The sequence below is a fragment of the Kitasatospora sp. NPDC086801 genome (genome assembly GCF_044745805.1).
Taxonomy (GTDB): Bacteria; Actinomycetota; Actinomycetes; order Streptomycetales; family Streptomycetaceae; genus Kitasatospora.
Map to the genome: position 1 here is coordinate 17,839 of NZ_JBIVAX010000056.1, position 26,888 is coordinate 44,726.

Below are 26,888 nucleotides of genomic sequence, written 5' to 3' on the forward strand. Positions count from 1 at the left end.
ACGCGTGCACGCCTACCAGGCGTAGTCCTCCGGGGCGGGCTGGTGGCCGGGGAAGAGTTCGTCGAGGCGGTCGAGGGTCTTCTGGTCGAGTTTCAGGTCGAGGGCGGCGACGGCGGCGTCGAGGTGGGCGGGGGTGCGGGGGCCGATGATGGGGGCGGTGACGGCGGGGCGGGTGAGGAGCCAGGCGAGGGCGAGGTCGGCGGGGTCGGTGCCGAGGTCGGCGGCGAGGTCCTCGTAGGCCTGGATGCGGTCGCGGTGGGTGGCGAGGAGTCCGTCGGCCTGGGGCAGGGCGCCGCGGACGCGGGTGCCTTCGCGTTCCTTGCGGAGGACGCCGCCGAGGAGGCCGCCGCGCAGCGGGGACCAGGGCAGCAGGCCGAGGCCGTAGTGCTGGAGGGCGGGGATGACCTCCAGTTCGATGGTGCGGTCGAGGAGGTTGTAGAGGGACTGCTCGCTCACCAGGCCGAGGAAGTGGCGGGAGCGGGCGGCTTCCTGGGCCTGGGCGAGGTGCCAGCCGGCGAAGTTGCTGGAGCCGACGTAGATGATCTTGCCCTGGGCGACCAGGACCTCCATCGCCTGCCAGATCTCCTCCCAGGGCGTGTCCCGGTCGATGTGGTGCATCTGGTAGAGGTCGATGTGGTCGGTGTTCAGGCGCCGCAGGCTGGCCTCGACGGCGCGGCGGATGGCGAGGGCGGAGAGCTTGCCCTCGTTGGGCCAGTCGCCCATCGGCCCGTACACCTTGGTGGCGAGGACGGTGCGTTCGCGGCGGCCGCCGCCCTGGACGAACCAGCGGCCGATGATCTCCTCGGTCCGGCCCCTGAGGTTGCCCTCGCTGTCGCGGCCGTAGGCGTTGGCGGTGTCGAAGAAGTTGATGCCCCGTTCGTGGGCGGTGTCCATGATGCGGTGGGCCTCGGACTCCTCGGTGTGGGGGCCGAAGTTCATGGTGCCCAGGCAGAGTCGGGAGACGGTCAGGCCGGTGCGGCCGAGGTGGGTGTACTCCATGGCGCCCACCTTCGGCCGTACCGGAGCCGGTGTCCAGCGGATTCAGCCGGACGGCCGGTCAACGGCCGTGCGTGGCGAACTTCCGTACGGCGAGCGGCACGCAGAGCGCGAGCAGCAGGGCGCTCCAGAGCAGCGCGGCGAGGACGGCGTGCTGCATGGGCCAGGCGCCGCCGGCCGCGGAGGGGTTGCCGAAGAGTTCGCGGCAGGCCTGGACGACGGCGCTGACCGGGTTCCAGTCGGCGACGACCCGCAGCCACCCGGGCATGCCGCCGGTGGGGACGTAGGCGTTGGTGACCATCGCGATCGGGAAGACCGCGACGGAGAGTTGGCCTGCGGCCTCCTCCTTGCCGATGGCCAGGCCGAGGCAGGTGCCGACCCAGGTCATCACGAAGCGGAAGAGCAGCAGCAGCGCGAACGCGCCCGCCGCGTCCCCGGCGCCCTCCCGGACGCGCCAGCCGGCGGCGAGGCCGACGAGGGCGAGGAGGGTCAGGACGACGACGCTGACCAGCAGGTCGGCGAGGGTCTGCCCGAGCAGCAGTCCGGTGCGGGAGACGGGCATGGAGCGCAGCCGGTCGGTGATGCCGCGGCCGACGTCGCGGGCGGCGCCGACCATGGTCACCATGACGCCGTTGGTGGCGACCATGGCGAACAGGCCGGGCATCAGGAACTCGCGGTAGTCGCCGCCGCCCGGGATCCGCATGGCGCTGCCGAAGACGTACCCGAAGACCACCACCATGATCACCGGGACGCCCAGCGAGGCGGCCAACAGGCCGGGCGAGTGGCGGTAGTTGAGGAGGATGCGGAGCATCGACGTCCAGGTGTCGACGGCCAGCCGGGCGGGGCGGGACGGCTTCGGCGCGGAGGTGGACCCGGAAGTGGACCCGGAGGTGGACCCGGGGGCTGACACGGCGGCCATCAGGCGGCGCTCCTCAGGGCGGTGGCGGATTCGCGGGTGAGTGCGAGGAACACGTCGTCCAGCGAGGGGGCCCGTACGGCGGCGTCCTCGGCGGTGATCCCGACGGCGTCCAACTCCCGCACCAGCGAGGGCAGCAGGACCGACACGCCGGGCTGGGTCAGCACCGTCACGGTCCGTTCGGCCACGTCCACCTGAGCGTCCCCGCCCGCGAGGGTGGACAGCACCACGGCGGCGGAGGCGAGTTGGGCCGGGTCGGCGAGGGTGACGGACAACTGGCTGCCGATCGCGGCCTTGAGCCGGGCCGGTGGGCCGGTGGCGATGGCGGCGCCGTGGTCGACGACGACGATGTCGTCGGCGAGCCGGTCGGCCTCCTCCAGGTACTGGGTGGTGAGCAGCACGGTGGTGCCGCCGGTGGCCAACTCCTTGACGGTGTCCCAGATCTCCTGGCGGCTGCGCGGGTCGAGCCCGGTCGTGGGCTCGTCGAGGAAGAGCACCGGGGGGCTGGTGACCAGGCTGGCGATGAGGTCGAGGCGCCGGCGCATGCCGCCCGAGTAGGTGCGGACGAGCCGGTCGCCGGCCTCGGCGAGGTCGAAGCGTTCGAGCAGTTCGTCGGCGCGGGCTCGGGCGCGGCGGGCGCCGAGGCGGTGCAGCCGGCCGAACAGGTGGAGGTTGTCGCGCCCGGTGATGCCCTCGTCGACGGCGGCGTACTGCCCGGCGAGGCCGATGGCCCGGCGGACGTCCTCGGCGGCGCGGACGACGTCGTGGCCGGCCACGCGGGCGGTGCCCCGGTCGGGGGCGACGAGGGTGGCGAGGACGCGGACGGCGGTGGTCTTGCCGGCGCCGTTGGGGCCGAGCAGCCCGCAGACGGTGCCGGCGGGGACGGCGAGGTCGAGGCCGCGGAGGGCCTCGGTGGCCCCGAATCGTTTCTCCACGCCCGCCATCTCGATGGCGGGTCGGGCGGTGTCGGACATGGCTCTGCCCCTTCTCTAGGTACAGCGTACGTAGAAGCGTGAGCCAGATGCTACTACGTACGTCGTACGTATCTAAGATGGAGGCCGAGGTGATCACCCAGTGCCGTCCAACCAGCCCCCCAGCAGCAGCGAGCGCCCGGCCGCCCCCGAGGCGCCCGAACTGATCTGGCTGCGCCCCGAACGCACCGGCCGCGGGCCGAAGCCCGCCCACAGCCGGACCTCCATCGCGGCCGCGGCCGTCCAGCTCGCCGACACGGAGGGCCTGGACGCCGTCTCCATGCGCCGGGTCGCGGCTGCGCTGGGCGCGGGCACCATGTCGCTCTACAACTACGTGCCGAAGAAGGAGCACCTGCTCGACCTCATGCTCGACGCCGTCGCCGCCGAGTACGACTACGCCACCCTCACCCCCACCGGCGACTGCCGCACCGACCTCGCCCGGCTCGGCCACCAGCAGCTCGAACTCTGCCGCCGCCACCCCTGGTTGCCCACCCTGGTGCTCGCCCGCCCGAGCATCGGCCCGCACTCGCTGCGCTACACCGACCACTTCCTCGCCGTCACCGCCACCACCGACCTGGGCGGCGGCGCCCGGATGGAGGCGATGGCCCTGTTCAACGGCTTCATCTGCCAGTACGCCCAGTACGAGCAGTCGGCGGCCGCGGGCGCCAAGTGGCAGGCGGAGCTGGCCGGTTACCTCACCCGGGCCGCCAGGAGCGGCGAATACCCGCACCTGGCCCAGGCGTTCGCGACGTCCGGACCGCCCGCCGATCCGGACACCGCCTTCGACCGCTCACTGGACCGGGTGATCACCGCCATCCTGACGCCCACCCCCGCGATCTGACGGAGCGTCAGACACCGAGCCGCTCCCTCGGCAGCACCGCCACCGCCCGCCCGTCGACCAGCACCAGCGCGGCCTCGTGCGCACCACCCAGCACCACCCGCGCCTCGGCCGGCGACTGCCCGACGCCCACCGCCGGCAGCGCCGGCCCGAGCAGCGCGCCCAGCGGGCCAGCCAGCGGACCAGCCGGCGTGCCAGCCAGCGGACCCCCCAGCGGATCGCCCGGCTTGACGCCGCCCGCCGCGAGCGCAGCCGCCAGCACCTCCCGCGACACCGAGCCGACCACCTCCGTCGCGCTCACCCCGTACGGCCTCGCCGCCCGCGCCAGCACCACCGGCGCCACCCCGCCGGGCGCGGCGCGCAGCACCTCCAGCGCCTCGCCGACCGTCGCACCGGCGTCGACCGCGACCAGCGGGCCGGCCCCGTCGAGCAGCGGCCGAAGGCCGTCCGCCGCCGCCTCCCCCTCCTCCTCCAGGAAGCCCCACTGCCGCATCCAGTCGTCGCTGTGCACCTTGGACAGGTAGGAGCGCCCCGAGTCCGGCAGCAGCACCACGACCAGGTCGTCCGGCCCGAGCCGCCGCGCCACCCGCAGCGCCGCCGCCACCGCCGTGCCCGAGGAGGGCCCGGCCAGGATTCCCTCCTCTCGGGCGAGCCGACGGGCCGTCAACAGCGACTCGCGGTCCGGGATGCGCTCGAAGGCGTCCACCGCGTCCGACCGGTAGGCCTGCGGCCAGCGGTCCTCGACGGTGTCGGGGTGGAGGAAGTGCCCGATGCTCTCGACGAACCACGGGCTGCCGTCCCCGCCCCCGTACATCGAGGACTCCGGGTCCGCGCCGACCACGGTCACCGCGCCGCCGGACACCTGCTTGAGGTACCCGCCGTTTCCGGTGATGGTCCCGCCGGTGCCGACGCCCGCGACGAAGTGGGTCACCCGGCCGCCGGTCTGCTCCCAGATCTCGGGGCCGGTGGTGCGCACGTGGGCGTCCGGGTTGGCCGGGTTGTCGTACTGGTTGGCGAGCCAGGCGCCGGGGATCTCCTCCACCAGCCGCTGCACGACGTTGAACAGGTGCGCCGGGTCCTCGGCCGGCACGGCCGTCGGGGCGAGCACCACCTCCGCACCGTACGCCCGCAGGATGTCCGACTTCTCGGGCGCCGACTTGTCGGACACCCCGGCGATCACCCGGTAGCCGCGCTGCCGCCCGACGATCGCCAGCCCGATGCCGGTGTTGCCGGAGGTCGCCTCGACGATCGTCCCACCGGGCCGCAGCAGGCCGTCCCGCTCGGCGGCCAGCACCATGGACAGCGCGGCGCGGTCCTTGACGCTGCCGCCGATGTTGAGGAACTCGGCCTTGGCGTAGATCGGCGCGGCGAGCCCGGCGCCGAGCCGGGCGAGGCGGAACAGCGGCGTCCCGCCGATCGCGTCGAGGACGGATTCGTGCACTGCGGCCATGTGTGGCCTCCTTCGGTCGGTGTCCGAAGGGGCGTCCTTCGGTCGGTGTCCGACCGAGCCTGCCCAGCCACGAGGCCCGATAGCCGCCGCGCCGCAGAGTGAAAGCCTCAGAGTGAAAGTCTCGGAGTGGAAGCCGCAGAGTGAAAGCCTCGGGGTGAAAGCCGGCCGCGCCGACTTTCACCCCGTCCTCCCGCTCGTGCGGCCCTACCTGTTCTCCATCAGCTCCTTGAACTGCTCCAGGTCCGTTCGCACCGCCTGTTCGACGGCCCGCACCTGGGCGAACCCCTTCGGCCCGCCGAACGCCTCCCGCAGCGCGGCCCCGTCGTACTCCAGCCGCGCCTGTAGCTCGCAGTGCCCGTCGTCCAACTCCAGCACGGCGAAGGCGCCCTTCAGTTCCGGGCTGCCGCCGAGCGTCTGCCACGCCAGCACCTGCTCACCGCCCCGCTCGGTGAGCTCGGTATCGAAGCCGCGTGGTTCGCCGCCGGCGCCGACGTCGAAGTGCGCCCGGCTCTCGCCCTCGGCGAAAGCGCTGCGCACACCGTCGACGAACTGCGGATACTCATCAATCCGGTGCAACTGCGCCCAGACCTGCTCCGCCGGGACGTCGATCTCGATCTGTTCTTGCAGCCTGCTCATCGGAAGCCTCACTTCCCGAACCGGCGGCCCGACCCGGCCCGGCCGGGCCCTCAAACCCCTTCCAGCCTGCGCCGCCCCGCGCCGACCCGCACGTTCGCACGGGAACCGCCGCGCGGTGCCCGGGGCTCTGCGTGACCGATCCGCTGCGTTGCGCCGGCGAAGGCCGTCGGCGGGAGTGGTCCGGCACGGCGCGAACCAGGGCGCGCAGCGGCCTGTACGCGCCCTCTGAGCTGGTCGCGCTCCACGTTGTGCAACGGCACCGGATACGCCCACCCCCTCCGGGGCGGCCGGCACGGAGAGTGACCGGGGCGCGGTCGGATGAGCGGGGCGAAGACGTCCGCAGCCGCTCCCACTCGGCGTCCGGTAGACCGCCGCGCCCTCCCTGCCCCACAACGGGAACAACGAGCAGCTCAGCCGACAGCCACATGATCGGCTGGGTGGCTCCTGGCTAGTACAGGTCCGAGCTGCGGATCGTCGCCCAGCTGATGTTCCGGCCGCCGCTGGGGTTGACGAAGACGACCTTGAGGCCGCCGAGGGCGGAGACCTGAAGGCTGGCCTTCTGCAAGGAACTGGACTTGAAGGTGTTGGCGGACCAGCAGAGGTTGCTGTTGGCGTCGTAGACGACGAAGTTCCCGTCGCCTTGCATGATCGCCTTGTAGCCGCAGCCCCAGGTGTTGGCCTGCCACACGGCGTGGACGAGACTTGCCTCCTGGTAGGCCCGGTAGAGGACGAGGTTGCCGTCGTCCTGCAGGATCAGCCGGGTGTCTCCCGCGTCGATGTGGCCGCCACGGTAGAGGATGCCGGGCTCGTCCATTTCCGCGGTGGGCAGGTCGTAGGCTTGCGCGGTCCCTGCCGACGCCACCGTCCCGACCAGTGCCAGCATGCCGGCCGCCATCCCGAGGGCCATGTGCCGCAGCGTCTTCGTTTTCGTTGTCTTCATTTCCCCGTGTGCCTTTCTCGTGTGTTCGCGCCCGTGAACGCGTGGGCGCCCTGTTCAGGAACGATCATGCGCGAAGGCGGTAGACAATTGATCAACGCCCAGGTGGAACGGCGTCAACGGCCTCAGGGGTGGCGGGCCCGAGATGCCCGCCACCCCTGCGGTGCCTCTCGCGGCCTCCCTTGTCGATCGCCCGTTCGACGGTGTTGCGTTTCTTGTCGCCTGGGCCTTCGATCGGCACCGCCCGCCGACGGCTCACGCCGGGAGATAGCGGTCCAGGGTCAGGGTCAACTGCTCCACCCAGTCGTTGAGTCGGGACGCCCGGCGGGTGCCCAGCCAACAGCGGACGACGCTACCGTCGTGACGGTGCGCGGTCACCCTGAGTCGCCGGGACTCCACGGTGTGGTCGACGGTCCTGATCTCCGCCCAGGTGAGCGCAACAGTCTCTCCTTCGGAGTCGATCATGACGCCGTCCGCGTCGACGGTGACACTGCTCCTGCGGTCTGCCGCGATGAACACCAACTCGTCGCCGCCCTCCCCCTCGCCCCCGGTCCGCGGCTCTGCGCGGAGGGTCGGCGTGTACCCCACCGGGGCCGTCGCGACCGGCTTCTGCCCTTCGCCCAGAGCCACGGTGGGGGTGTACTGCGCCGAGGCGGGCACGAACAGGTCCAGGAGCTGGCCCGATGTGGGGCGCAGGGCCGGGTCCTTGACCAGGCACGCGGCGACAGCCGGGCGCATTCCTTCCGGCACCGCGGACAGATCGGGCGCTTCGTGCACCGAACGGTACATCAGCCCCATGGGTGTTCCCGCGCCGAACGCACTGCCGCCCGCGGCGGCGACCAGCACCGCGCCGAGTGCGAACACGTCTGCCGCGCCGCTCACTTCGAGGCCTTGGGCCTGCTCCGGCGCAAGGAATCCGGGGGTGCCGAAGGCAGCTCCGGTCATGGTCAGGCGGGTTGACTCAACAGCACGTGCGATGCCGAAGTCCAGGACCCTCGGACCGTCCTCGGCCATGATGATGTTGCCGGGCTTGAGGTCGCGGTGGACCAATCCGCAGGCGTGGATGGCCTGCAGGGCCTCGGCCAGGGCCGCGCCGAGCATCCGCAACCGCTCCTCGCCCATCGGTCCCTGCGCCGCGAGCAGCCCGGACAGCGTGGGCCCCGGCACGTACGCCGTGGCGAGCCAGGGCGCCTCCGCCTCCGGATCGGCATCCACGACCGGGGCCGTATGAAACCCGCCGACCCGACGGGCCGCGGCGACCTCGGCCCGGAACCGCTCACGGAAATGCGGATCGGCGGCAAGCTCCGGACGAGCCACCTTGACGGCCACCGCACGGCCTCCGCGCGAACGTGCCAGGTAGACGGTGCCCATCCCACCGGCACCCAGTTCGCGTTCGACGGTGTAGCCGCCGATACGCCTGGCCTCGTCCATTCCGAACCCCATAGGTCGCACGCCTCCCCGAGTCTTCGCGCGCACCAGTATGGCCGAGGCTCCGGGCCTCCACGCCCTCCCTCTCCGCCGGTGGAGATCGCATCGGCGGCGTTCTCCGAAGGGCGTTCACTGCTTGAGGAGTTCAGCGAAGCGGTCCAGCGCACGATCGGTGCGGTGGCGGTCGCCGGTGGTGGTGAGGTCGAACAGCAGACCCCGGACGACGGCCATGACCAAGGTGGGCGTGACGGTGTCGTCAGGACCGGTGGAGACGTCGCGGAACGTGGCACCGAGAGTGTCGAACCAGTCCGTGATCGCCTGGCCCTGGTCGGGGTAGTTCTCGGGGTGGACCAGGCCGTCGGCGTGCACCTCGAAGAACAGCCGGACGAACGGCATGCGTTCGTCCGCACTGATCCACCCCCAGATGCCACGCAGCCGCTCCTGCACGGAATCCGTCGCCGCCGGACGGTGCCCGGCCAAACGCACCGCACCTCGGCGACGGGCCTCGGCGAGGACCGCAGCGACCAACTCCTGTTTGCTGCCGAAGTCGTAGAGCAGCATCCGTGGGCTGGTGTCGAGGGCCGCGGCCAGTGGTCGCAGGCTCAGTCCGGCCAGGCCGTGCGCCAGCACGTAGTCGGTCGCCCGCGCCAGTGTGCGCTCGCGACGGGCGGGATCTGCGGGTCGCCCCACGGTGGATCCCCTCTCAGCAACTCGGCACCGAAACAGCGTCAGCGAGTATATGGTACGACTGTTTCACTAACGAGGGGAGACCACCTTGCGCACCTTCGACCGAGCGCTCGTCCTGGGTCCCGGGAGTCACGTCGGCACGGCCTGGACAGCAGGGCTGGCCTACGGATTGCGCCGCGACGGCGTGGATCTGGGCGAAGCCGACCTGATCGTCGGCACGTCGGCCGGCGCGATCGTCGGAGCACTACTCGCCACCGGCCAGGACCCGGGGCGGCTCGCTTCCTCCGCCCGCCAGGCCGCTCACCGGGTCAAGCCCGACCCTCAGCGGATGGGCGCGGTGTTCGCCGTACTCGGCGACCGCAGCCTGGAACCCGGCGAGGCCAGGCGCCGCGTCGGCCGCCTCGCGCTCGACGGCACCAGCCCCCGAGCCGAGGAGGCGCTGCTCGCGGGGCGCGCCACCCTGATCGGTGCGGACGCGTGGCCGGAGCGACGACTGCTGATCACCGCCGTGGACGCGACCACCGGTGAGCCCGTGGTGTGGGACCGCGACAGCGGCGTACCGCTGGTGCACGCGGTGGCGGCGAGCAGCGCCTTCCCCGGGGCCGCGCCGCCCGTCGCCATCGACGGCCGGCGGTACATGGACGGTGCGCTGCGTGCGGGCCCCAACGCCGATCTCGCCGCCGGGGCCCGCACGCTGGTCGTGGTCGAGCCGATGGCGCACCTGTTCCCCCGGGAACCGCTCAACCAGCAGCTGGCGGCCGTGGGGGCGGACACCGTGGTGACCATCGGCCCCGATCCGGAATCGGTGCACGCTTTCGGCTCGGACCCGGGCGACCTGGCAGCCTGGGAACCGTCCTACCAAGCGGGTCTTCGCCAGGCCGGCGACGTCGGCGCGCAACTCCACTCCACGTGGAGGACAGAAGCCGACGCCAACTGACCGCCGATCAGGTCCGCGCCGCCCCTGACGATCTGTCAACTCGTTCACCCGAACCCGCCCGCGCCGCCCGGTCCGGTCACTACTCTGCACAAGCACGGTCACACCCGGCGCCACACCGGGCACTTTCCGCTAGCGCGATGCAGGGAGAACTGTCATGAGCGAGCTGGTGTACCCGTCCGACCCCGGCCTCGACGGTCGGGCCGTCGACGCGGCCGAACGCACGTACCGGATGAACGGCTTCGACCCGGCGCGGGAGGACTCGAAGCTCTCCTTCACCCCCTGCCGAGTGGCCGGTCCCGCCTTCAACGCCTACCGGCGCAGCGGCGACCAGACCGTGTCCGGCTTCCTGGACACCACGTGGGCCTACGACAGCCGCCTGACGGACGACAGCGGAGGCCCCACCGGCGGGCCGGGAGCCGACCTCACCCGGCTGGAGGCCGCGAACGGCGCCTTCGACGAGATCATCCTCGGCCTGGTCGGCATCGTCGGCGACCAGGGCGGCCTGGGGGCCGCCACCGCCCAGGCCGCGCGGGACTTCGGCATCGCCTCCTCGGAGCGCGGCGCCGTGACCTTCATCGACGCCTGGAGCGCGGCGGCCGCCTACCTCGGCTACGGGTTCGACGGCTGGGTCTCCAACGACTACCAGGACCTGTTCACCCAGCAGCGGGCCCAGGGCCTGCTGGGCGCCGCGCGCCGCCTCAAGGAGCGCGACCCGGACCTCTCGGTCGGCCTGCACGTCGGCGGCTGGGAGCTGAGCCAGGCCTTCCACACCATCGCGCAGGACCCGGCCTCCCGGCAGCGGTTCGCCGAGTCCGTGGTGCGCGTGTTCCGTGCCTTCCCGATGTTCTCCGCACTCCACCTGGACTGGCGCTGGCCCGGCTCGGCCGGCGCCCCGGAGGCGGGGCACGGGCCGGAGGACCCGGGCAACTACGCCGCGCTCATCCGCGAGACCAAGGCCGCGCTGGCCGCCGCCGGCTCCCCCGCCACCATCGCCGTCGCGGTCCCGGCCTCCACCGCCCAACTGGACGCGATGAACATCCCGCTCCTCCTGGACGCCGGCGCCGAACGGCTGGACCTGATGTCCTTCGACTTCTTCGGCAGCCCCTGGTCCACCGGGCTCGGGCACCACACCTCGCTGCGCCGCGACCCGAGCAGCAGCCAGACGGACTGCGTCGACAACGCCGTCACCCACCTGATCGAGCGCACCGACGTGGACCCCCACCGCATCCACCTCGGCTACGCCACGACCACCCGCAACGCCAAGCGGGCCCGGCTCACCCGCAGTTCGCCCCTGCGCGGCACGTACGACACCACTTCGGGCCAGACCGTCGGCTCCTTCGCGCCCGGGACGAGCACCTACGCCGACGTGCTGCGCAACTACCTCGACCTGGAGCGGGGCGAGGGCCGCAACGGCTTCGAGCTGCACACGGACATCTCCGCCGACGCCGACTACCTCCACAACCCGGCCTCCGGCGTCTTCCTCTCCCTCGACACCCCGCGCTCCGTCCGGGCCAAGGCCGAGTACGCCCGGGCCCGGGGCCTCGGCGGCCTGTTCGCCGAGCACGCCGAGGCCGACCCCGGCCTCCTCACCAACGCCGCCCGCGAAGGCCTGGGACACACCGTCACCACGACGGTCGTCGACATGAAGCCCCTCTACATCACCGGCCGCGGCTGACCGCGGGTGACCGCCCGCCGTCCGGGCAGCGGCACCACGGGAGCCCCGTGGTGCCGCCTCCCGGCCTCCGGCCCCGGGCGGAAAACCGGGTCGTGCCGGGCACTCCGAGCCCGTACCGTGGTCCGGTCGACGATCTTGGGGCAGCGACTCCACGAGGGCTGGCTCCACAAGGACGAAGGAACGGGGCGGGACACCATGCAGCAGTACCAGGGTTGGGCCGACGAACGGTTCGGCGCCGTCGCGGACGTCTTCGCCCGCAACTTCGCCGAGTTCCCCGAGCTCGGCGCCGCCGTCACGGTGTTCGCCGGCGGCCGCAAGGTGGTCGAGCTGTGGGGCGGGACGGCCGACGAGCGCACCGGACGGGCCTGGACGCAGGACACCGTCGTCCCGGTCTTCTCCTGTGCCAAGGGCCCGGTGAGCATCAGCGCCCACCTGCTCGCCCAGCAGGGCCGTCTCGACCTCGACGCGCCGATCGCCCGCTACTGGCCCGAGTTCGCCCGCCACGGCAAGCAGGACATCACCACCCGCATGATCCTCGGCCACCGCGCGGGCATCCCGGCCCTGGACGCGGTGCTCTCCTTCGAGGAGATCGCCGACTGGACGCCCGTCGTCCGCGCGATCGAGGAGCAGGAGCCGCTCTGGGAGCCCGGCACGACCTACGAGTACCACGGCCACGTCCTCGGCTTCGCGGTCGGCGAGGTGATCCGCCGGATCACCGGGCTCACGCCGGGCGCGTTCCTCCGCAAGGAGGTCGCCGAGCCGCTCGGCCTGCCGGTCTGGATCGGCCTGCCGGAGGGCGAACTCCCGCGCCTGGCCCGGCTGGTGGCGGCGGAGGGCCGCCGCCCGATGCCCGGCCCGGAGCACCTGCTGACCCGGATCGTGACGATGAACGGCGCCCTGGTCTTCCCCGGCCTGGACGCACCGCACGGCTGGAACGACCCGGCCCTGCACGCGATCGAGCTGCCCGGCGCGGGCGCGGTCGCCTCCGCCACCGGGCTGGCGGGGCTGTACGCGGCGGCCGCCACCGGGCTGGACGACGCCCCGCGCCTGCTCTCGCACGAGACCGTCACCGACGCGGTGCGCGAAGTCTCCTCCGGCGCGGGCTTCCTGGGCTTCGACATGGGCGCCCGCTGGGGTTCCGGCCTGCTGCTGGACTCCCCCGCCTTCCGTCCGCTGCTGGGCACGCGCAGCTTCGGCAACGACGGCGCGGGCGGCCAGTTCGCCTTCGGGGACGACGAGTTCGGCGTCGGCTTCGGCTACGTCGCCAACCGGATGATCGGCCACGGCGACGCCCGCGCCACCCGGCTGATCGAGGCGGTGCGCGGGTGCCTGGGGTGACGGGCTTCCTCGCGCGGCTCACCGCGCTGGCGGCCACCGGCAGCCTGGACGGCCCCGACGGCCTGCGCTACAACGCCTCGCTGCCCGAACTCGCCGCCCACTACGGCGATCCCTGGGACGGCGGGCGGATCCACCGTGAGTCCCGCTGGCCGCACGGCTTCGGCTGGGGCGACGTGCAGACGGTGTTCTGCCACTGCCGCCGGCTCCAGTCGCTGTCCCTGCCCGCGTGGCACGGCGAACTCGAACTCCCGCTGGCCGGCGGCGGGTTGGTGACGCTCGACACGCTCGTCACCGAGTCGGCCCTGGTCACCGCGCTGACCACCGCCGGCTGCCGCTGGGAGACCGTGACGTACGAGAACGTCCCCGACCAGCGCACCCTGGAGGTGGCGGTGGCCGAGGAGATCCGGGTGGCGTTCGTCCTCACCGACCGCGAGGACCACCAGGCCCGCGAGGCCCGCGAGGACCGCGAGGACCACCAGGCCCGCGACGCGCCGCCGCCTGACGACTGGCTGCTGAACAAGGCCCTGCTGTGGGGCTACGACCACACCGACTGCCCCGAACCGGACCGCACCCTCCCGGACGACGGCTGGGGCGCTCCCCCCAACTGACGCGTACGGTCGGCCCGTTCCACCCGCGCACGCAACGGACCGGCCCGACCGTACACGCAACGGGCCGGCCATCTACGCAACAGCCGGCTCCGGTGGCGGTTCACGCCAACGCGCGCGGCAGCACCACCCGCACCCACTCCTCCGGCTGCGACAGGTGCGGTGCATGTCCGGCGCCCGTGTACAGGTGCCGTTCCACCTTCGGCAGGGTGAGGTCGATGATGTCCAGCACCTCGCCGTACATCGGCGGGCTGTCGTCGCTCTGCGTGAGCAGAACCGATTCCGTGAAGCGGGCCAGCGCCGTCAGGTCGAGGTCCAGGGCGTCCGGGTCCCGCAGCTCGTCCAGGTAGGTCGGCGCGTTGCGCACGTACGTGTGCCGCACCGGCGCGGGCAGCTGCGCCCAGGCCCCCGGCCCGAAGGTGACCGTCTCCACGAACAGCTCCGCCGCCGCGGCCGACTCGGCCTGCTCCAGCAGCTCCCGGACGGCGGTGATCCGGTCGGCCAGCGCGGTGGCGACCGGCCGCAGCTCGGGGTCGGCGAGCAGGATGCCGGCGCCGGGCGGCTCGTGCACGGCGATCCCCCGCAGCAGGTCGGGCCGGGCAGCGGCGAGCCGCAGCGTGATCAGCGAACCGTACGAGTTCCCGCAGACGTAGGCCGGCGCGAGTCCGAGCCCGTCGATCAGTCCGGCCAGGTCGGCCGCGTCCTCGTACACCGAACCCTGGGTGAGCGTGTCCTCACTGCGGCTGTGGCCGCGCCGGTCGTAGGCGACGACGGTGGTGGACTCGGCCAGGCCCGGCATCACCCGCGCCCAGCTGTCGGCGTCGCTCCACGAACCGTGCACCAGGACGACGCCGGGCCCCTCGCCGCGGGCCTCGTAGTGCAGCGACACCCCGTTCACCCTGATCTCGGCCATCACGAGCCTCCCGATCTCGGCGGTGCTCCCCCACCAGCCTGACACAGCCGCTCGGGGCGGCACCCCCGGACCGCCGCCGTGACCGAGCGTGACGAATGACGGGAGTCGAGGGCCGCGGCCGGCTCAGCTCATGCCCCGCGCCGGCGGCTCGTCCCGGGTGCCGTCCTCGGCCACCACCGTGAACCGGCCGGGCCCGGAGACCGACAGGTCCACCGGGTGGACGGACTTCGAGTCGTTGACGTCCAGTTCACTGCTCTGGCGCCCGGTCGCGGCATCGACCCGGGTCAGCTTGTCCCGGGTCAGCGCCCACACCGACGCGCCGTCCACCAGCAGCCCGGTCACCTGGTCGTCCAGCCCGGACGTCCACCGCTTCGAGCCGTCGGCGAGCGAGTAGGCGACCAGGCGTCCGGTGGCGATGCGGCTGGGGTTCTTCCCCCCGCTGATCCGGACGTCGTCGGGCTTCTCGCCCGGGACGATCAGCTGGTCGCCGACGACCACCCCGCCGAACAGCGGGCGGGCGGCGAACGCGTCGTAGGCGTGGGCACCGCCCAGCATGACGTCCAGGTCGTACTCGTCCCCCGCGACCGGGATCGACGCCCGCTGCCGCCCCGCCCCGTCGAAGCTGAGGACGGCGTGCGTCCCGCGCTCGCCCTGCGCGTCGACCCAGACCGCGAGGGGCTCGGTGGAGACCACCGCGACGTCCTTCAGTCCGCCCGTGACCGGGAGGGCGACCCGGGTCCGCTCCCGCCCGTCCGCCGGGGCCAGCGAGCGCAGCACGGGCGCGGCGTCGCCGCACTGCGCGACCGTCACCACCTCCGCCGCCCCGCCCGCCACCTGCAACGGCGAGCAGCCGGGGTCCGCGTCGCCGTGCCAGGCAGGGCCGCCGTCGGCCAGGTGCACCGCGCGCCAGCCGGTCCGCTCCTGCAGGACGGCCTCGTCCCCGGCGACGGCGAGCAGATCGGGCGCCGCCGTGTCCCCGACACGGCCGGGCCCGTCCACCGCGGCGGTCCAGGCGGCCGTGCCGGTGGCGAGGTCGAGCGCCGTCACCGCCGCGCACGGCCGGTCGTGCGGGGAGTGGCCGAGCAGTCCGAGGCCGTGGCCGGTCCCGCGGCTCATGGCGCAGACGGAGTCCTCCCCCGGCGGCGTCCACCGCCACGCGACCTGCCCGGTGGCGCCGCGGTACGCCACCACCTGGTCGGGCCGGACCCGCACCACCACGTCCCCCTTGGTCCAGCTGCCGACGGCGCGGATCGACGACGGCCGGTCCAGCGGCGCCGCCCAGGCGTCGTTGAGGCCGGTCCCGGCGAAGGAGACGAACACGGCGAGCCCGAGCAGGATCCCGACGGCGACGGAGGGGAAGCCGCGCCGGGGGTGGAGCAGCGCCCAAAGCAGGCCCGCCCCGCAGGGCATCAGGCCGAGGATGCTGACGATGCCCATGAAGCCGAGGCTCTCACCGCCGTACCCCTGGGACGGCCCGATCAGCACGGCCAGGCCCATGCTCGCGAACATGGCCCCCAGCACCCCGCCGGAGACCACCATCCAGGCCTCCTTGTCCAGGGCGAACCCGCCCCTGGCGAGGCGGACGGACCTGCGGCCCCGCCCGACCCCGGTGACACTGTCCGCGGGCCCCTCGGCCATGTCGGTCACTCCCCCGTCAAGCGCCGCCCACCGCACGAGCGACGATCATCGGATGATCGCAGAGCCTCGCTGGATCCTGAACAAAGACAACGGAAAACTCCTGGCCCCACCCCGCCGACGGACCCACCCCGCCGACGGACCCACTCCGCCGACCGACCGGCCCCGCCGACGACACGCCCCCCCGGCGGACCGGCCCCGGTGATCACTCGCCGCCCGGCACCCAGTTCCCGTGCAGCCCCAGCGGGACCCGCACGGGCAGGTGGATCCGGGCGACGGGCTCGCCGGTGAAGTCCTGGGCGGCGAGGACCACCAGGTCGGTGGCGGCCCGCGCCGGGTTGAACACGTACGCCATCAGGTAGCCGTCGTCCTCCGCCATCGGCGACTCCGCGGGGACGAACACGCCCTCGCCCACCGCGCCGTCGCGCCCGAACTCGTGGGCCTCGGTGGTCCCCCGGCCCAGGTCGTGCTTGAGCAGCGCATTGCTGAAGCCCTCGTCGGGGCGGTCGTCGTCGGGGCCGGCGGGCGGGGCGTAGAGCTCGACGGCGGCCGCGTAGCCGTAGCGGTACGGGCGGCCGGAGAAGGCGGGGTTGAGGCGCGGGAACTCCTGAATCCGGTCGTCGAGGCGCTCCTCCGTGACCACCCCGGCCGCCAGGTCGACGGTCCAGCGGTCCAGCGGTCCAGCGGTCCAGCGTCGGCCGGCTGGCGCCGATGTCCCGGAGGTCGATGCCCGGCGGGTGGCGCACGACGTCGACGACGATCTGCGTGTCCGTCCGCTCGTGGGCGTTGAGCGTGTGCCCCACCAGGTGCGGCGCGAGGTCGAACCACCGCACCTCGCCGCTCGGCGCCCGCTGGGCCAAGGTCATGGTGGCCCGCACCCGCGTCACCGGCTGGATCCTGTGGTCCCTGCTCGCGCACCGCGACCCGCCCGCGGAACCGTAGAATCCGCAGGTAGCCACCAGGGAGGGATTCGCGTGTTCCAGGCGCAGCGGCCGCGCACCGCACAACTGACCCCACGACTCGGCGACGACGGGACGGGACGGGTCGACGGCGTCGCCCTGCTGCTGCCCGGCGGGTTCCTGCGCAGCCGGCGCGGGCCGCTGAAGGTCGCCGAACTGGGCCTGCGCGACCTCACCGCCGAACTCGCCGACCGCGGCCGCCCGCACGGCCTCGCCGTCCACCTGCTGCGCTACCGCTACAGCGGCTGGAACGGCGCCGACGCCGACACCGCCGTCGACACCCGCTGGGCCCTCGACGAACTCGCCCGCCGCTACGGCGACGTACCCGTCGTCCTCATCGGCAACTCCCTCGGCGGACGCGCCGCCTTCTGGTGCGCCGGGCACCCGAACGTCGTCGGCGTCGCCGGCATCGCCCCCTGGCTGCCCAGCGGCGACCCCGTCGACCACCTCGCCGGGCGGCGCGTCCTGATCGTCCACGGCACCGGTGACCACAGCGCCGCCAACGCCACCCAGTCCCTCGAATACGCGCTCCGGGCCCGCCCGGTCGTCCCCGACCTCGCCCGCTACGAAGCCCCCGGCGCCAACCACTACCTCATCCGGCAGACCGCCGACATCAGCACCCTCACCACGGACTTCACCCTCGACACCCTCAAGGCCGAACCGGCCCCACTCGCCTCCGGCACCGTCTGCACCCGCCTGCCCACCGCCCGCTCCTAGGCCTGCCGGGGACCTCCACCACCGGACTCCGACCGGCGGCACGAAATCGGGTTGGCAGTCGGCCGCCCGTCCTGCCTATGGTCGGGGGATGACCACTCGAACCTTCCGCATCATGGTGCGCGGCGTCTTCGACGGCCTCGACGCCGAGCAGCACGCCGAACTCCTCGCCCGCGCACCCGAACACGACGTGCTGCACGCGGCCTTCACCCGTGAGGGCCACCTCAGCTACGACCTCGGCGCGCGGGCCGCGTTCACCTTCCGCTTCCTCGACTCGGGCGAGGCCGAGGAGGACATCCTGGCGGCCGCCGAACGGGCCGAGCAGGCGGCGCAGGCCTGGCTGGCCGAGCGCGGCTACGGCTACAAGAACCTGCGGTCCCAGGCCGAGGACCTCTCGCAGGCGCCGCTCGGCAAGCGGCAGCGCCGCGCCGCCAACGCCGGCTAGCCCCCTCCCCCCCTCCGCTACCTCCTTGACGGCTCGCCGCACTGATATGCTTGAGCAGTCAAGGAGGTAGCAATGACAGACCCGCACGCCGACCCGCAGCCGAATTCCCGACCCGACCCGCTCGACACCGCCCTGCGGCTGGTCCGCGCCCAGGCGGCCGTGGTCAAGCGCTTCGACGCGAGCCTCAGCCGCCTGCACGGCGTGAGCCTGTCCGACTTCACCCTGCTGCTCCACCTCGGCCACGCCCCCGGCGGCCGGCTGCGCCGGGTCGACCTCGCCGAGGCCCTCGGCCTCACCGCCTCGGGCGTCACCCGCGGGCTGGCACCGCTGGAGCGGATCGGCCTGGTGAGCCGGGAGGCAGCGGCCCGCGACGCCAGGGTCGCCTACGCGGCCCTGACACCGACCGGCCGCGAGCGGCTCGCCGAGATGCTGCACACGGCCCGCCAGACCGCCGCCGACCTCTTCGCCGCCGACCAGTGGGGCCCCGCCGACCTCGACCACCTCGCCGCCCTCCTCACCCGCCTCGGCGGCACCGCCCCCGACCAGCGACCCGCCCCGGCCCACCGCCTAGCCTGAGCCCTGCACCACGGCACCGCCGCACCACCGCGAAGGGCAGCAACCCCCATGACCCACACCCCCGGCCAGGAGCCCGGCCAGGAGCCCGCCCCCGACCTGACCGTCGACGGCACCGGCCTGCTCTGCGTCCAGCTGCTGCTGCGCCTGCGCGCCCGGATCGCCGACCTGCCGGCCGGCGCGGTGGTGCACATCCACACCACCGACCCCGCCGCCCCGCTCGACCTGCCCGCCTGGTGCCACCTGACCGGCCACGACTACCTCGGCCCGGTCCCGCACCCGGCCACCGACCGCGAGGTGTACGCCCTGCGCCTCACCGCCGCAGCCCGCCCGACCCGCGCCGACCGCCCCTGGCACCCCGCCCCGAGCCCGGCCACCGACTGACCACCCCCGGGCCGAAATTCCCGCGCGCCCACACCCGCCGAGCACGACGTCACCGTACGGGTGTGGCGGCAACCCCCGCCCGGCTCCCTTCGGCAGCGCGGCGTGTGCCACGATAAGAGGAGTCGAACGGCCAAGCCTCACAAGGAGGTTGACCACCATGGATCCGATCCTCAGCTGCCACTGGCACGACCGGGACGGCGAGTGGGAACTGTCCGTCAGCCGCAACGGCGGCGGCTGGGAGCTGCTCGCCGCCGCGCCCCGCTGGTCCGAGTCGCTGCCCTTCGCGGGGCCGGAGGACGTCCGCCGGCTCGCCCAGGCGCTGCTGGACCTGCCCGCCGATCCCGAGCCGTACGAGTTCGCATGGGAGCTCTCCCGAACGGAGTTCGAGCGCACCGAGAAGGAACGCACCCACTTCGCGACCTTCGCCGTCGGGCTCGACCCCGCCGACGACCACCGCCCCTACCTCGCCTACCAGTCGTACTACCACTGGGGCCAGACCACCGCACTCGGCCTGGAGGTGATCTGCGAGGACCCGCCGGTCGACCGCCTCCGCGCCCAGGCCCACGCCCTCCTCACCGACCTCCCCGGCCCCACGCCCGCCCAGCCGCAGCCCCCCTCACCCGGCTGAGCGCGCCGAGCGCGCCGAGCACGCCGCCCAGTCCAGCACCGCCGCCGGACTCTCCGGCGCCGCCCACCCGTTGACCACCGCCAGCAGCGTCAGGTACCGCTCCCGCCGTGGATCGGCCATCGCCGCCAGCCGCTCCGCCAACCGTCCGCGCACCACCTCACCGGGCGCCGCCCCCGCGTACCGCGCCACCAGCTCCCGCGCGACCGCCGCCGCCTCCTCCGACCCCGGATCGACCCCCGCCGCGACCGCAGGACCGGCCAACTCCACCACCACCGCAGCGAGTCCGGGCCGCGGCCAGTCCGCCCCGGCCTCCGCGGCCTCGTCCTCCGCCAGCCCCCGCAGCAGCGCGCGGAACCCGGCGTCCGCCGCCAGCTCCGCCAACTCCACCCAGGCCTCGACCTGTTCAGGCTCGGGGTCGTCCGCCAGCTCCGGCGTCAGCGAGCGCACAACAGCGTCGAACCGTCCGTCGGACCGCAGACCGCCGAACGCCTCGGCCAGGAACTCCCCGATCAGGCGCTGCCGTTCGTCCTCCGACAGGCGGGCCGAGCCCGAGCTCGCGCAGGGTGCGGACCAGTTCCAGGCGCGCGACCGCGTCGGCACCGTACCGCCGGTGGCCGGCCGGGTTGCGGTCGGTCGGCGACACGATCCCCTGGTCCGAGTAGAACCGGACGGTCTTGACCGTCAGCCCGGTCCGCCGCGCCAGCTCACCGATCGTGTAGCGCGGCTCGGAGCCGAGCGGATCAGATCCGAGCGGTTCGGAGCTGCTCGACTCCGAGCTGCCCGACTCCGAGCCGACCGAACCACAGGAGTGCGTATCGCCGTTCATGGCCACCACCCTGGCGCCTCCCCCTACGGGAGATGCAACCCGGCCTCAGCAGCAGCTCACGCCGTCCGCCGCAGCAGCGCCAGGTACATCGCGTCCGTCCCGTGCAGGTGCGGCCAGAGCTGCACGTCCGGCCCGTCCCCGAGCGCGGGGACGCCGGGCAGCAGCGGGCGCGCGTCGATCCACTCGACCCGGCCGCCCTCGGCCCGCAGCACGTCGTCCACGACGGCCCGGGTCTCCGCGAGGTGCGGCGAGCAGGTCGCGTACCCGACCACCCCGCCGACCCGGGTGGCGTCGACCGCCGAGCGCAGCAGGTCCCGCTGGAGCGGGCCGAAGGCGGCGACGTCGGCGGGGCGGCGGCGCCAGCGCGCCTCCGGACGGCGGCGCAGCGCGCCCAGGCCGGAGCACGGCACGTCGACCAGCACCCGGTCGAAGCCGCCGGAGCGCCAGGCCGGGCGGGTGCCGTCCGCAGCAATCACCGTGTACGGGCCGGGGTTGCCCTCCAGTGCCCGGGCGACCAGTCGCGCGCGGTGCGGCTGCTTCTCGCTCGCGACCAGCCCCGCGCCGCGTTCGGCGGCCAGCGCCGCGAGCAGTGCGGCCTTGCCGCCGGGGCCGGCGCAGCCGTCCAGCCAGAGCCGGTCCGGGCCGTCCAGCGGGGCGTTCGCCAGGGCGAGTGCGACCAGCTGGCTGCCTTCGTCCTGGACGCCCGCCCGGTTGTCCCGGACGGCCTCCAGCGAGCCCGGGTCGCCGCCTTCGGCGAGCCGCAGCGCGAACGGGGACCACCGGCCGGGCTCGGCCTCGGGCACCGCGTCGGCGAGTTCGCCGACGCTGACCCGGCCGGGGCGGGCGACGAGGGTCACCTCGGGCCGGGCGTTGTCGGCGCGCAGCAGGTCCTCCACGGCGCTGCGCCCGGAGGCGTCGGGCTGCCAGCGGCCGAGCGAGTCCCAGAGCGCGGAGACGACCCAGCGCGGGTGCGAGTGGACGACGGCGAGGTGGTCCTCGGCGTCCTTCTCGTACGGCGGGGCGACCTGCTCGATCCAGCCGTCCAGGTCGTGGGCGCTGATCCGGCGCAGCACGGCGTTGACGAACTTGGCCTTGCCGTCGCCGAGCACCACCCGGGCCAGCTCGACGGTGGCCGAGACCGCCGCGTGGCTGGGGATGCGGGTGGTGAGCAGCTGGTGGGCGCCGAGCGAGAGCACGTCCAGGACCGGCGGGTCGACCTTGCTGAGCGGCCGGTCGATGCAGGCCGCGATGATCGCGTCGTAGGTGCCCTGCAGGCGCAGGGTGCCGTAGACGAGTTCGGTGGCGAGGGCGGCGTCGCGCCGGTCCATGCCCTTCTGCTCGGCTTCGCGGAGCAGCGACGGCAGGATCAGGTTGGCGTACGCGTCGCGCTCGTCGACGGCGCGCAGCGCGCGGAACGCGACGATCCGGGCCGGGTCCTTCTTCGGACGGCGGTGCGGGCGGGGGGCGCGCTGGGCGCTGGGGGTGGTCACAGGTGCCTCAAGGTGCTGCGGTGATTATCGGTGGTTATCAGACGAACAGTAACGCTAAACCTGAGCCTCAGCCCTCGGAGCCGAAGCGCTCCCCGGACTCCAGCCGCGCCCCGCGCGCCCAGTCCGCCGCCCGCATCTCCTTCTTCCCCTGCGGGCGGACCTCCCCGAGTTCGACCTCGTGGCTGCCCGTCCCGACCCGCACGCTGTTCTTGCCGACCACGGCCAGCTCCCCGGGTGCCAGGGCGGACGACTCGGTCAGCAGCTTCACCGGCCCGGTGATCTTGAGCCGCTCGCCGCGGAACTCCGTCCAGGCGCCGGGCGCCGGGGCGCAGCCGCGCACCACGCGGTCGATCCGCAGGGCGGGGTGGCTCCACTCGATCCGCGCGTCCTCGACGGTGATCTTCGGGGCGAGCGTGATGCCCTCGGCCGGCTGCGGGAGGGCGTGCAGGGTGCCGTCCTCGATGCCGTCCATGGTGGCGGCGAGCAGTCGCGCGCCGGACACCGAGAGGCGGGTGAGCAGTTCGCCGCTGGTGTCGGTCGGGCGGATCTCCTCGGTGATCACGCCGTAGACCGGGCCGGAGTCCAGGCCCTGCTCGATCAGGAAGGTGGCCGCGCCGGTGACCTCGTCGCCGGCCAGCACCGCGTGCTGGACGGGGGCCGCGCCGCGCCAGGCGGGCAGCAGCGAGAAGTGCAGGTTGACCCAGCCGTGCTTGGGGATCTCCAGGGCGCCGGGGCGCAGCAGCGCGCCGTAGGCGACCACCGGGCAGCAGTCGGGGGCGAGTTCGGTGAGCCGGGCGACGAACTCCGGGTCGCTGGGCTTCGCCGGCTTGAGGACCTCGATCCCGGCCTCCTCGGCGCGCTGGGCGACGGGGCTGGCGACCAGCTTGCGCCCGCGCCCGGCCGGGGCGTCGGGGCGGGTGACCACCGCGACGACCTCGTGCCGGTCGGAGGCGAGCAGGGCGTCCAGGGCGGGAACGGCGACCTCGGGGGTGCCGGCGAAGACGAGACGCATCAAGTGCCTTTCTGCAAAAGAACGTTGAAAATCGAAGCGGTCAGCGTGCGGCGCCGAACGTGCTGTGCGGGGAGACCTTGACGACCGGCGCGGGCGCGCCGCCCCAGTCGGTGTCGCGGATCGCCTTCAGCGCCGCCTTGCGCTGCTCGCGGTCGAGCCGGTCGATGAAGATGATGCCGTCGAGGTGGTCGGTCTCGTGCTGGATGCAGCGGGCGAGCAACTGGGTGCCCTCCAGGGTGACCGGATCGCCGTACATGGTGAAGCCCTTGGCGACCACGCCGTAGGCGCGCTTGGTGTCGTAGCGCAGGCCGGGCAGCGAGAGGCAGCCCTCGGGGCCGTCCTGCTCCTCCTCGGTGAGCGACAGGTCGGGGTTGATCAGGTGCCCGGTGACGCCGTCCACGTGGTAGGTGAACACCCGCAGGGAGACGCCGAGTTGGGGCGCGGCGAGGCCGGCGCCGGGGGCGTTGAGCATGGTGTCGGTGAGGTCGCTGACCAGGGTGCGCAGTTCCTTGTCGAACGTGGTCACCGGCTGGGCGGTGGCCCGCAGGGCGGGGTCTCCGAAGAGCCGGATCGGCTGGATCGCCACGGGGTACGGGCTCCTGTCCGTCGAGGGTGCGGGGCTGCGGGCAACTACGGGTTCCCGGCAAGTCTATGCAACGCACCGGGCCCGCCGCCCATGCCCTCGCACCGCCCCGAACGCCCCTCCCCCACCCCCGGCACCGGCTTCTGGCATATCCCGAGTCTGCCCGGCGGCGTTACCCCGGCCCCCGCTTCGGCGTTGGTCAAGTGAGATTGACCGGGGCCGGGCGCACGGGACACCGCGCCCCGGCCGAGCTGAACCGTACGGAAGGTGGCACGTAGGCCATGGCCGAGCAGATCAACCACGACGCCCGGGCGCGGGCGAGCCTGCACCTGCTGGTGCGGGACATCGAGCGGGTGAGGCGGCAGGTCGACGCGCTGCGGACGCTCACCGCCCAGTTGGGCAACGTCTACCGGCCGCGCCGGCCCAGCACGTCGGCCGGCTTCGTGGTGTACGGGCGGGCGCCCGCGCCGACCGTGCGCCTGGCGCAGGAGCTGAGGGAGAGCGTGGAGACCCTGGTCGCGGCGGCGGTCGAGTTCGACCGGGCGCTGGGCTTCTCCTGGGACTCGGTGGGCTCGGCCCTCGGGGTCACCAAGCAGGCCGTGCACCGCCGGTACGGGATGCGCCGCCCGACCAGCGAACTCCTCGCCGCCAGCGGTGCCGTCCCGGGCCAGAGCCGCCCGGACCGCTCGGAGGAGCTGCCCGCCGCGCCGTCCGGCGGCCTGGCGGCGACCGTCCCGGCGGCCCGCCAGGGCGGCCTGGACCGCAACAGCCTGGACCGCAGCAGCCTCGACCGCTCCGCCCTCGAACGCAGCACCCTCGAACGCAGCACCCTCGAACGCAGCACCCTCGAACGCAACGCGCTGGAACGCGGCACCCTGGAGCGCGCCGCCCTCGAACGCGGCCCGCTCGACCGCACCCCGGCCGACCGCACCACCCCCGAGCGCACCCCGGTCGACCGCGCCGGCATCCCGCTGCGCGGCTGACGCCCCCGTCCGACCAGGGCCATCCGGGGCGGGGTGGCCCACTCACCCCGCCCCCGCCGGTCTCACCCGATGTCGGTCGGATCCATCCGCACCCGCACCGCCTCCGGCGTCCGCAGCGCGATCCGCGCGATCTGCGCCGCCTTGAGCGCCGCCGCCAGCGCCGCCCCCTGCCCGGGCGGCACCCGCAGCAGCGCGCGCTCCTGCTCCTCCCCCCGCAGGGCCGCGGCCGGCACCGGCCCGAGCACGTCCGCCTCCGAGGGCAGCCGGATGAGCCCCAGCAGGTCGGCCACGGCCGCCGGGCTGCCGCTGACCGACGCCATCCGCGACACCGGCGGGAAGTGCAGCTGCGCCCGCTCGTCGCGTTCCAGCCCGGCGTGGCCCAGCGGGTCCCAGCGGACCAGGGCCTGCACCGGCCGCGCCGACGGCTCGGCGACCACGACCACCGAGCCGCCCTCCTCGGCGGACCGGACCAGCGCGGCGGCCGCCAGCCAGAGCCGCAGCGTCTCCTCCCCGGCCCGCAGGTCGGGCCGGCCGAGCAGTGCCCAGCCGTCCAGCAGCAGCGCGGCCCCGTACCCGGAGTCGCCCTCCACCACCGGCTCCGCACCGGGCGTGGAGATCACCAGCGACGGCTCGTCCGGGACGGTGGCCAGGACCGCGTCCCGCCCGGAGGTGCGCACCGGGATCCGCGGGAACGCCTTGCCCAGTTCCTCCGCCGTACGCCGGGCGCCGACCACCTGGGCGCGCAGCCGGAACGAGCCGCACTCGGGGCAGTGCCAGTCCGTCTCCGCCTCCCCGCACCAACCGCAGCTCAGCGCGGCGTCGGCCGCGGGCGCCTCCAGCGGGCCCTCGCACCGCCGACACCGGGCGGGGGTGCGGCAGCGCCCGCAGGACAGCCGGGGCACGTAGCCGCGCCGGGGCACCTGGATGAGCACCGGGTGCCCGGCGGCCAGCGACTCCCGGGCGGCCTCCCAGGCCACCGAGGGCAGCCGGGCGGCCTGGGCGGCGCCGTCGCGGTGCTGGTCCTGGTCGGTGACGGTCCGCACCCGCGGCGCGATCCGGCGCACGGTCTCCCGGTCGGCGGTCAGCGGGCGCGCCCACCCGGTGCTGACCAGCTGCGCGCCCTCCACCGTGACGGCGTGGCCGCCGAGCAGCACCGCCGCACCCTCCTCGGCGGCGCGCAGCAGCGCGACCTCGCGCACGTGCGGGTGAGGGGCGCGCGGGTCGCTGTGGCTGTTGTCGCCGTCGGACCAGACGACGACCAGCCCGAGATCGCGCACCGGCGCGAACATGGTGGCGCGGGTGCCGATCGCGGCGTGCACCGAACCGCGGCTCACCGCCAGCCAGCGCCGGTAGCGCTCGCGCGGGCCGAGGTCGGCCTCCAGGGCCATGTGCCGGCCCGCGCCGAGCAGTTCGGTCAGCGCCTGGTCGACCCGGGCCACCGACCGCCCCTCGGGCAGCACCACGAGGGCGCCGCGCCCGCCCGCCAGCGTGGCGGCGACGGCGCGCGCGATCTCGTACGGCCAGCCGGGGCCGGGCAGCGCCGCCCAGACGGCACGCGGCGAGCCGCCGCCGGCCAGCGCGGCGAGGAAGTCGGGCCCGGCCGGGTAGCGCTGCCAGCCGCCGGGGGCGGGGGCCGGGGGGCGCGGGAGCGGCGGCGGCGAGGGCTCGGCCTCGGCCTTGGCGTGCCGGGGCGGGACGGCCAGCTGGAGGACGTCGGCGAGGGTGCCGGCGTAGCGGTCGGCGACGGTCCGGCAGAGCCGGAGTAGCTGGGGGGTGAGCACGGGCTCGGGCGAGAGCACCTGGGCGAGCGGGGCGAGCGGGCCGGGGAAGTCGCTCTTCTCCAGCCGGGCGACGATGAACCCGTCGTGCAGTTCCCCGCCCTCGCGCTGGCCCTTCACCACGCGCGCGCCGAAGCGCACCCGCACCCGGGCGCCCGGGCGGGCCTCCTCGGCCATCGCGGCCGGCACCTCGTAGTCGAAGAACTTGTCGATGGTGAGCACGCCCTTGTCCACCACGACCCGGGCCACCGGCAGGTGCTCGGCCCGCTTGGCGCCACGCCACGTCCGGGGTTTGGCCCGTTTGACCGTCTCCCGGATGAACGCCAGCTGCTCCGGCTCGGCCCCGTTCTCCGTGTTCTCCGTCTCCCCTGTACTGCTCATCGCCTCAAGTACTACCAGGTCACACCGACAGGACGCACAGAAGCGGGGGGGCCCCCCCCCCCCCGGGGGGGGGGGGCCCCGCCGCGGGGCGGGCGGGCCGGGCCGCCCCCCCCCCCCCACCGGCCCCCCCCCCCGGGGGGCCGCGCCCGGAGCGGGGGGCGCGCCCCCCC

General features: G+C 74.2%; 26 protein-coding genes and 2 pseudogenes. 12 read left to right on the forward strand and 16 right to left on the reverse strand.

From position 1 onward, the window contains the following. Positions 1 to 12 precede the first annotated feature (12 nt). Genes ACIPLC_RS34805 through ACIPLC_RS34815 form a run of 3 tightly spaced genes read right to left on the reverse strand, consistent with a single transcriptional unit; the run spans position 13 to position 2,886 of the window. Positions 13 to 999, reverse strand: coding sequence for an aldo/keto reductase (locus ACIPLC_RS34805; RefSeq protein WP_400477051.1), 987 nt, complete (start codon positions 997 to 999; stop codon positions 13 to 15). Between the two features lie 58 nt (positions 1,000 to 1,057). After that, entirely contained in the window at positions 1,058 to 1,915 is an 858-nt protein-coding gene (locus ACIPLC_RS34810) for an ABC transporter permease (RefSeq protein WP_400477052.1), read from the reverse strand. Then, a complete protein-coding gene (locus ACIPLC_RS34815) occupies positions 1,915 to 2,886 on the reverse strand; it encodes an ATP-binding cassette domain-containing protein (RefSeq protein WP_400477053.1) in 972 nt (323 codons plus the stop codon). Before ACIPLC_RS34815 ends, ACIPLC_RS34810 begins: the two co-directional genes overlap by 1 nt. 100 nt (positions 2,887 to 2,986) lie before the next feature. Between ACIPLC_RS34815 and ACIPLC_RS34820 the strand changes: the two genes are divergently transcribed. After that, positions 2,987 to 3,724 (forward strand): TetR/AcrR family transcriptional regulator, encoded by a 738-nt coding sequence (locus tag ACIPLC_RS34820; RefSeq protein WP_400477054.1) that lies wholly within the window; start codon positions 2,987 to 2,989, stop codon positions 3,722 to 3,724. 7 nt (positions 3,725 to 3,731) lie between these two features. On the opposite strand, the gene ACIPLC_RS34825 is transcribed toward ACIPLC_RS34820, so the two are convergent. The 5 genes from ACIPLC_RS34825 to ACIPLC_RS34845 form a co-directional block, all read right to left on the reverse strand. Beyond that, positions 3,732 to 5,171 carry a pyridoxal-phosphate dependent enzyme gene (locus ACIPLC_RS34825; protein WP_400477055.1) on the reverse strand — a complete coding sequence of 480 codons (1,440 nt, stop codon included), beginning with the start codon at positions 5,169 to 5,171 and terminating at the stop codon, positions 3,732 to 3,734. A gap of 204 nt (positions 5,172 to 5,375) precedes the next feature. Further along, positions 5,376 to 5,807, reverse strand: coding sequence for an SRPBCC family protein (locus tag ACIPLC_RS34830; protein WP_400477056.1), 432 nt, complete (start codon positions 5,805 to 5,807; stop codon positions 5,376 to 5,378). Positions 5,808 to 6,255: 448 nt separating this feature from the next. Next, complete coding sequence (locus tag ACIPLC_RS34835) at positions 6,256 to 6,747, reverse strand: hypothetical protein (RefSeq protein WP_400477057.1); 492 nt, start codon at positions 6,745 to 6,747, stop codon at positions 6,256 to 6,258. Positions 6,748 to 6,999: 252 nt separating this feature from the next. Then, positions 7,000 to 8,175 carry a serine/threonine-protein kinase gene (locus ACIPLC_RS34840; RefSeq protein WP_400477058.1) on the reverse strand — a complete coding sequence of 392 codons (1,176 nt, stop codon included), beginning with the start codon at positions 8,173 to 8,175 and terminating at the stop codon, positions 7,000 to 7,002. Positions 8,176 to 8,301: 126 nt separating this feature from the next. After that, positions 8,302 to 8,862 carry a TetR family transcriptional regulator gene (locus ACIPLC_RS34845; protein ID WP_400477059.1) on the reverse strand — a complete coding sequence of 187 codons (561 nt, stop codon included), beginning with the start codon at positions 8,860 to 8,862 and terminating at the stop codon, positions 8,302 to 8,304. An 85-nt stretch (positions 8,863 to 8,947) separates the two neighbouring features. Here ACIPLC_RS34845 and ACIPLC_RS34850 point away from each other — a divergent pair, with 85 nt between their 5' ends. The 4 genes from ACIPLC_RS34850 to ACIPLC_RS34865 all read left to right on the forward strand — a co-directional run bounded on the left by ACIPLC_RS34850 (position 8,948) and on the right by ACIPLC_RS34865 (position 13,417). Next, entirely contained in the window at positions 8,948 to 9,796 is an 849-nt protein-coding gene (locus ACIPLC_RS34850) for a patatin-like phospholipase family protein (RefSeq protein ID WP_400477060.1), read from the forward strand. A gap of 154 nt (positions 9,797 to 9,950) precedes the next feature. Beyond that, the gene (locus ACIPLC_RS34855; RefSeq protein ID WP_400477061.1) at positions 9,951 to 11,471 is read left to right on the forward strand and encodes a glycosyl hydrolase family 18 protein; all 1,521 of its coding nucleotides are present in this window, start codon (positions 9,951 to 9,953) and stop codon (positions 11,469 to 11,471) included. 195 nt (positions 11,472 to 11,666) lie between these two features. Continuing rightward, the gene (locus tag ACIPLC_RS34860; RefSeq protein WP_400477077.1) at positions 11,667 to 12,809 is read left to right on the forward strand and encodes a serine hydrolase domain-containing protein; all 1,143 of its coding nucleotides are present in this window, start codon (positions 11,667 to 11,669) and stop codon (positions 12,807 to 12,809) included. Further along, positions 12,806 to 13,417, forward strand: coding sequence for a hypothetical protein (locus ACIPLC_RS34865; RefSeq protein ID WP_400477062.1), 612 nt, complete (start codon positions 12,806 to 12,808; stop codon positions 13,415 to 13,417). The genes ACIPLC_RS34860 and ACIPLC_RS34865 overlap by 4 nt, the downstream gene beginning before the upstream one ends. A gap of 100 nt (positions 13,418 to 13,517) precedes the next feature. Here ACIPLC_RS34865 and ACIPLC_RS34870 read toward each other — a convergent pair whose 3' ends face one another. From ACIPLC_RS34870 to ACIPLC_RS34880, 3 genes are all read right to left on the reverse strand, one after another. Further along, the gene (locus ACIPLC_RS34870; protein WP_400477063.1) at positions 13,518 to 14,327 is read right to left on the reverse strand and encodes an alpha/beta fold hydrolase; all 810 of its coding nucleotides are present in this window, start codon (positions 14,325 to 14,327) and stop codon (positions 13,518 to 13,520) included. A 123-nt stretch (positions 14,328 to 14,450) separates the two neighbouring features. Beyond that, entirely contained in the window at positions 14,451 to 15,965 is a 1,515-nt protein-coding gene (locus ACIPLC_RS34875; protein WP_400477064.1) for a PQQ-binding-like beta-propeller repeat protein, read from the reverse strand. Between the two features lie 202 nt (positions 15,966 to 16,167). Further along, positions 16,168 to 16,605, reverse strand: a complete 438-nt coding sequence (locus tag ACIPLC_RS34880) for a carotenoid oxygenase family protein (protein ID WP_400477065.1) — start codon at positions 16,603 to 16,605, stop codon at positions 16,168 to 16,170. Positions 16,606 to 16,727: 122 nt separating this feature from the next. Here ACIPLC_RS34880 and ACIPLC_RS34885 point away from each other — a divergent pair, with 122 nt between their 5' ends. The 6 genes from ACIPLC_RS34885 to ACIPLC_RS34910 all read left to right on the forward strand — a co-directional run bounded on the left by ACIPLC_RS34885 (position 16,728) and on the right by ACIPLC_RS34910 (position 19,665). Continuing rightward, complete coding sequence (locus ACIPLC_RS34885) at positions 16,728 to 16,904, forward strand: hypothetical protein (protein ID WP_400477066.1); 177 nt, start codon at positions 16,728 to 16,730, stop codon at positions 16,902 to 16,904. A 32-nt stretch (positions 16,905 to 16,936) separates the two neighbouring features. Further along, the gene (locus ACIPLC_RS34890; protein WP_400477067.1) at positions 16,937 to 17,638 is read left to right on the forward strand and encodes an alpha/beta hydrolase; all 702 of its coding nucleotides are present in this window, start codon (positions 16,937 to 16,939) and stop codon (positions 17,636 to 17,638) included. Positions 17,639 to 17,726: 88 nt separating this feature from the next. Next, complete coding sequence (locus ACIPLC_RS34895) at positions 17,727 to 18,080, forward strand: DUF6204 family protein (protein ID WP_400477068.1); 354 nt, start codon at positions 17,727 to 17,729, stop codon at positions 18,078 to 18,080. Positions 18,081 to 18,152: 72 nt separating this feature from the next. Continuing rightward, complete coding sequence (locus ACIPLC_RS34900) at positions 18,153 to 18,656, forward strand: MarR family winged helix-turn-helix transcriptional regulator (RefSeq protein ID WP_400477069.1); 504 nt, start codon at positions 18,153 to 18,155, stop codon at positions 18,654 to 18,656. A 48-nt stretch (positions 18,657 to 18,704) separates the two neighbouring features. Continuing rightward, complete coding sequence (locus ACIPLC_RS34905; RefSeq protein ID WP_400477070.1) at positions 18,705 to 19,037, forward strand: sulfurtransferase TusA family protein; 333 nt, start codon at positions 18,705 to 18,707, stop codon at positions 19,035 to 19,037. A gap of 157 nt (positions 19,038 to 19,194) precedes the next feature. Next, positions 19,195 to 19,665, forward strand: coding sequence for a hypothetical protein (locus ACIPLC_RS34910; RefSeq protein ID WP_400477071.1), 471 nt, complete (start codon positions 19,195 to 19,197; stop codon positions 19,663 to 19,665). Here the strand turns inward: ACIPLC_RS34910 and ACIPLC_RS34915 are convergent. The 4 genes and pseudogenes from ACIPLC_RS34915 to def all read right to left on the reverse strand — a co-directional run bounded on the left by ACIPLC_RS34915 (position 19,654) and on the right by def (position 23,579). Further along, positions 19,654 to 20,377, reverse strand: a pseudogene (locus ACIPLC_RS34915) (MerR family transcriptional regulator). The gene ACIPLC_RS34910 and the pseudogene ACIPLC_RS34915 overlap by 12 nt on opposite strands. A 170-nt stretch (positions 20,378 to 20,547) precedes the next feature. Continuing rightward, complete coding sequence (locus ACIPLC_RS34920; protein ID WP_400477072.1) at positions 20,548 to 21,981, reverse strand: RsmB/NOP family class I SAM-dependent RNA methyltransferase; 1,434 nt, start codon at positions 21,979 to 21,981, stop codon at positions 20,548 to 20,550. Positions 21,982 to 22,048: 67 nt separating this feature from the next. After that, positions 22,049 to 22,993, reverse strand: coding sequence for a methionyl-tRNA formyltransferase (gene fmt / locus ACIPLC_RS34925; RefSeq protein WP_400477073.1), 945 nt, complete (start codon positions 22,991 to 22,993; stop codon positions 22,049 to 22,051). Between the two features lie 40 nt (positions 22,994 to 23,033). After that, entirely contained in the window at positions 23,034 to 23,579 is a 546-nt protein-coding gene (gene def, locus ACIPLC_RS34930; RefSeq protein ID WP_400477074.1) for a peptide deformylase, read from the reverse strand. Positions 23,580 to 23,857: 278 nt separating this feature from the next. Here def and ACIPLC_RS34935 point away from each other — a divergent pair. Further along, positions 23,858 to 24,322 (forward strand): annotated as a pseudogene (locus ACIPLC_RS34935) (hypothetical protein); the annotation flags it as partial. A 299-nt stretch (positions 24,323 to 24,621) separates the two neighbouring features. Here ACIPLC_RS34935 and ACIPLC_RS34940 read toward each other — a convergent pair. Continuing rightward, entirely contained in the window at positions 24,622 to 26,718 is a 2,097-nt protein-coding gene (locus tag ACIPLC_RS34940; RefSeq protein ID WP_400477075.1) for a primosomal protein N', read from the reverse strand. Positions 26,719 to 26,888 lie beyond the last annotated feature (170 nt).

What these genes read in the sequence shown, in the direction of transcription:
- ACIPLC_RS34900 (WP_400477069.1), top strand. Translation starts at nt 18,153, where the DNA reads ATGACAGACCCGCACGCCGACCCGCAGCCGAATTCCCGACCCGACCCG.
- ACIPLC_RS34830 (WP_400477056.1), bottom strand. Translation starts at nt 5,807, where the DNA reads ATGAGCAGGCTGCAAGAACAGATCGAGATCGACGTCCCGGCGGAGCAG.
- ACIPLC_RS34910 (WP_400477071.1), top strand. Translation starts at nt 19,195, where the DNA reads ATGGATCCGATCCTCAGCTGCCACTGGCACGACCGGGACGGCGAGTGG.
- ACIPLC_RS34855 (WP_400477061.1), top strand. Translation starts at nt 9,951, where the DNA reads ATGAGCGAGCTGGTGTACCCGTCCGACCCCGGCCTCGACGGTCGGGCC.
- ACIPLC_RS34815 (WP_400477053.1), bottom strand. Translation starts at nt 2,886, where the DNA reads ATGTCCGACACCGCCCGACCCGCCATCGAGATGGCGGGCGTGGAGAAA.
- ACIPLC_RS34840 (WP_400477058.1), bottom strand. Translation starts at nt 8,175, where the DNA reads ATGGACGAGGCCAGGCGTATCGGCGGCTACACCGTCGAACGCGAACTG.
- ACIPLC_RS34875 (WP_400477064.1), bottom strand. Translation starts at nt 15,965, where the DNA reads ATGGCCGAGGGGCCCGCGGACAGTGTCACCGGGGTCGGGCGGGGCCGC.
- ACIPLC_RS34810 (WP_400477052.1), bottom strand. Translation starts at nt 1,915, where the DNA reads ATGGCCGCCGTGTCAGCCCCCGGGTCCACCTCCGGGTCCACTTCCGGG.
- ACIPLC_RS34905 (WP_400477070.1), top strand. Translation starts at nt 18,705, where the DNA reads ATGACCCACACCCCCGGCCAGGAGCCCGGCCAGGAGCCCGCCCCCGAC.
- ACIPLC_RS34860 (WP_400477077.1), top strand. Translation starts at nt 11,667, where the DNA reads ATGCAGCAGTACCAGGGTTGGGCCGACGAACGGTTCGGCGCCGTCGCG.
- ACIPLC_RS34940 (WP_400477075.1), bottom strand. Translation starts at nt 26,718, where the DNA reads ATGAGCAGTACAGGGGAGACGGAGAACACGGAGAACGGGGCCGAGCCG.
- ACIPLC_RS34805 (WP_400477051.1), bottom strand. Translation starts at nt 999, where the DNA reads ATGGAGTACACCCACCTCGGCCGCACCGGCCTGACCGTCTCCCGACTC.
- ACIPLC_RS34870 (WP_400477063.1), bottom strand. Translation starts at nt 14,327, where the DNA reads ATGGCCGAGATCAGGGTGAACGGGGTGTCGCTGCACTACGAGGCCCGC.
- ACIPLC_RS34825 (WP_400477055.1), bottom strand. Translation starts at nt 5,171, where the DNA reads ATGGCCGCAGTGCACGAATCCGTCCTCGACGCGATCGGCGGGACGCCG.
- ACIPLC_RS34895 (WP_400477068.1), top strand. Translation starts at nt 17,727, where the DNA reads ATGACCACTCGAACCTTCCGCATCATGGTGCGCGGCGTCTTCGACGGC.
- fmt (WP_400477073.1), bottom strand. Translation starts at nt 22,993, where the DNA reads ATGCGTCTCGTCTTCGCCGGCACCCCCGAGGTCGCCGTTCCCGCCCTG.
- ACIPLC_RS34835 (WP_400477057.1), bottom strand. Translation starts at nt 6,747, where the DNA reads ATGAAGACAACGAAAACGAAGACGCTGCGGCACATGGCCCTCGGGATG.